The sequence below is a fragment of the Xanthobacter autotrophicus genome, from assembly GCF_029991245.1.
GTDB classification, from domain to species: Bacteria; Pseudomonadota; Alphaproteobacteria; order Rhizobiales; family Xanthobacteraceae; genus Xanthobacter; species Xanthobacter autotrophicus_C.
The window spans coordinates 1-387 of record NZ_JAIVFO010000468.1 but is presented as its reverse complement, the minus strand read 5'-3'; the positions used below and the strand labels follow the sequence as shown (position 1 = coordinate 387).

Below are 387 nucleotides of genomic sequence, written 5' to 3'. Positions count from 1 at the left end.
TTCATGCGGTGAGTGCGATGCTTGCAAACGCTCACAAGAGCAGTTTTGCGAAAATGGCAAAACCATCTTTACTTACAATAGTTGTGATGTATTTCATGGCAATGAAAACACTTATGGGGGCTACTCAAACAACATAGTTGTAAATGAAAAATTTGCCGTTTGTGTGCCAAAAGATGCACCGATGGAAAAAGGCGCGCCTTTGCTTTGTGCAGGAATTACCACTTATTCTCCGCTTAAATTTTCAAATATCAAAGAAGGCTCAAGCGTAGCAGTAGCGGGATTTGGCGGACTTGGTATGATGGCGGTTAAATATGCTGTTAAAATGGGTGCAAAGGTTAGCGTTTTTGCTAGAAATGAAAACAAAAAAGCCGATGCTTTGGCTATGGG

Annotated in this window: 1 pseudogene; it reads left to right on the top strand. The window is 41.3% G+C overall.

What is annotated here, in order from left to right:
* Nucleotides 1-387, top strand: a pseudogene (locus K9U41_RS23720) (NAD(P)-dependent alcohol dehydrogenase); the annotation flags it as partial.